At 61.6% G+C, this 3,088-nt stretch carries 2 protein-coding genes and 1 pseudogene; all 3 read right to left on the reverse strand.

The features are described 5' to 3' along the window. Nucleotides 1-396: 396 nt before the first annotated feature. Nucleotides 397-1,152 (reverse strand): IS21-like element helper ATPase IstB, encoded by a 756-nt coding sequence (gene istB, locus NDI87_RS17330; RefSeq protein WP_296276842.1) that lies wholly within the window; start codon nucleotides 1,150-1,152, stop codon nucleotides 397-399. A gap of 32 nt (nucleotides 1,153-1,184) precedes the next feature. Beyond that, a complete protein-coding gene (istA, locus tag NDI87_RS17335) occupies nucleotides 1,185-2,741 on the reverse strand; it encodes an IS21 family transposase (RefSeq protein ID WP_296276840.1) in 1,557 nt (518 codons plus the stop codon). Nucleotides 2,742-2,961: 220 nt separating this feature from the next. Further along, a pseudogene (locus tag NDI87_RS17340) lies at nucleotides 2,962-3,088 on the reverse strand (ATP-binding cassette domain-containing protein); the annotation flags it as partial.

Consider the following 3,088-nt stretch of genomic DNA (forward strand, 5'->3'; position numbering starts at 1 on the left):
GCATGCGTGCCCTGTTCCACCACCCGGCCCTGGTCCAGCACCACAATGCGGTCGGCCTTGACCACGGTGGCCAGCCGGTGCGCAATGACCAGCGTGGTGCGCCCGCGCATGGCCGACTCCAGCGCGGCCTGCACCATGCGTTCGCTTTCTGCGTATTCCGGTGAACGTGACCACTGATTCCGGCAACGTGACCGGCAATTCCGGCGAACGTGACCGATGGGTCGGTGTTGCGCGATTCAATTTTATGCCGAGCTGTTTTTTCGGCTGAATTTGCCTTTCTGGTGTTGGATTTCTTTATTTATAGGCCCCTGCCAGGGCCGCCGGCAGGCCCCCCTCGGTTGTGCATGTACTCATGCATTACCTGCCCCCCCGGCCAGGGCAATGAGGCCACGATGGTCAGGCGGTGATGTTTCCTTTTGCTGCTGGATTTTTCTTGCGCATTGACTCCCCCGTAAGCGTAAACCGATGATGGTTTTGCATGAGCCGGTCCAGCATGGCATCGGCCACAGTCTGGTCGCCAATCCACTCATGCCAATGCTCGATGGGCAACTGACTGGTGATGATGGTGGCGCGGTGGCTGGCCCGGTCATCGACGATCTCCAGCAGGTCAGCTCGGGTTTGACTGTCCATGGCGGCCATGCCCCAATCGTCAAGTAAAAGGACGTCCGTGTTTTTGAGCGTATCGAGCCAGCGCGTGAACGTGCCGTTGGCGTGGCGAATGCGCAGCTCCTCACCCAGACGGGGAACGCGCAAGTACAGTGCGCTGTGCCCACGCCTGCAGGCATGCTGGGCCAGGGCGCACGCCAGCCATGATTTGCCCGCACCTGTGGCGCCGGTGATCAGCACGGCGTGACCGGCATCGACCCACGCACCCAGGGCCAGGCTCATCACCGCGCTGCGCTCAAGACCGCGTGTGCTGCGGCTGTCCAGGTCTTCGATGGCCGCTTGCGGGTATTTGAGCTTGGCGACTTTAAGCAAACGCGCACAGCGCCGGTCTTGCCGGCCATGGACCTCCCGGTCCACCAGCAAGGCCAGGCGCTCCTCGAAGCTCATGGCGCTGATGCCGCTTTGCTGAAGTTGCTGCTCCAGTGCCTGGGCCATGGTCTCGAGACGCAGACTGCGCAGTTGATTCAAGGTGGTGTTCATCATCATTTTGGGGTTGTCCGTGTTGGATTTCATGGGTCTCATTGGTAATAGTTCGCGCCACGCACATGGACGTGTGCGGGAGAAGTCCACTCAGGGGTCGTGCTGGCTTGCAGCAGGTCGCGCCGGTTGGCAAGAATGTCGCGGATATGGGTGTATTTGCAGGTACCCAGGCTCAACGCCAGCGTGCAAGCCACTTCCAGCCGGGCATCGCCATAGCGCTTGGAGAGCGACAGCAGCCCCAGGCAGGTACGGTAGGCGTGCTCGGGATGGGGCTGGCGCGCCAGCATCTTTTGCACCGTTGCGCCGCAGGCCACGCCAATACGCTCGCCCCAGGCAATGAGCCGCTCAGGCGTCCATTGGGCCTGGTGCTGGTGACGCTCGGGCAGGTGTTCGATCACGGTGGTAAAGCCGCCTTTGTGGGCGCAGCGCATGTGGCTGGCCACCCGGTTGCCACGGTGCAAGACTTCTACCGCATGGGCCGTCACACGCAGCTCCAGTGCCAAACCCACCAGGGCATTGGGCACACTGTAGCGATGGCCTTCAAATTCGACATGGCTGTCAATGTGCACGCGCACTGTCTTGAAGACTGCCCACTCCCAGGGCTGCACAGGCAGGGCCATCAGGGTCGGGGCGTCGATTTGGGCAAACGCACTGAAGCGACTGCCGGGCAGCTTTTGAAACGCACGAAGGTTCAGCCATTGCAGCAAGGGCGAAATGGCGTCGTTGACTTCTTCTACGCTGGCGAATTGGAGTTTGCGCAGGCGCGCCAGGATCCAGCGTTCCACCAGCAACACACTGAGTTCGACCTTGGGTTTGTCCTGCGGGTGGTAGGCCCGTGCAGGCAGCACTGTGCAGCCGTAGTGGCGGGCAAAGTCTTGCACCGTCTGGGTGAGCACCGGCTCGTAGCGATCGGCCACGGTAACCAGGGCGCGCGGGTTGTCGGGCACGATGAGCTGGGGCACGCCACCATAAAAAGTCAATGCCTGCGCGGTGGCACCCAGCCAGTCCTTGGCCGTTTGGGCGGGTGTGGCAATGCAGAAGCAGTAGCCCGACACCCCCATGGCAGCCACGAAGAGGTTGGCTCGCCCAACCTCCTTGTCACCATCAATGAGTGCAATGGTGGGACCGGCATAGTCAATGAACAGCTTCTCGCCTGCGCGGTGCACCTGGCGCATGGAACGCTTGAGGCGTTTGGCAAATTGGCGGTAGTTCTCGCAGAACTGGGAGTAGCGCCAGGGCTTGACTGGGTTGTCGACGCTGTGTTCGTCGCCGACCTGGGCACAGTATTCCTCCCACAGCAGCATGAGGGTCACGCCCTTGCGACCAAGCTCCTGGTGAATTCGTCCGTAGTCGGCCTGGGCGTAGCTGTCGCTGGGGCGGGGCAAGGCCAGCAGGCGTCGCTCCAGCGTGGCCTCATCCATGGCCGAAATGGCCGCCCAGTCCAGAGCGGCTGCCACCGCCAGGCCAACGTACTTGGTGACAACGCCTTTGGAAATACCCAGAGCATTGGCGATTTTTTGGTGGGACTGTCCACCCTCGAATTTGAGACGCAGGGCGTCCTTGAGTTTGCGCATATTGATCCTTAAAGCGGGCATGGGGCTCCTTGCAAAATGCTTGAAGCTATCCGACCCGCAGGTTTCGTTTATGCGCAACACCGTGCCGATGGCGTATATCGCCGTGCCGATTGCTGTGACCAGTTGTAGCGGTCACGTTCGTCGGAATCAGTGGTCACGTTGCCGGAATCCCTGCGGTCACCTTCGCCGGAACGTTGGTCACGTTCCCGGAATCACCGGTCACGTTGGACCGGAATACTCAGCTTTCGGCATCCAGCGCACTGGTGGCTTCGTCGAGCAGCAACAGCGGCGGGTTTTTCAGCATGGCGCGGGCAATCGCAATGCGCTGGCGCTGGCCACCGCTCAGGCGCACGCCGCGCTCACCCAAA

This window comes from Rhodoferax sp. (assembly GCF_023701345.1).
Taxonomy (GTDB): Bacteria; Pseudomonadota; Gammaproteobacteria; order Burkholderiales; family Burkholderiaceae_C; genus Rhodoferax.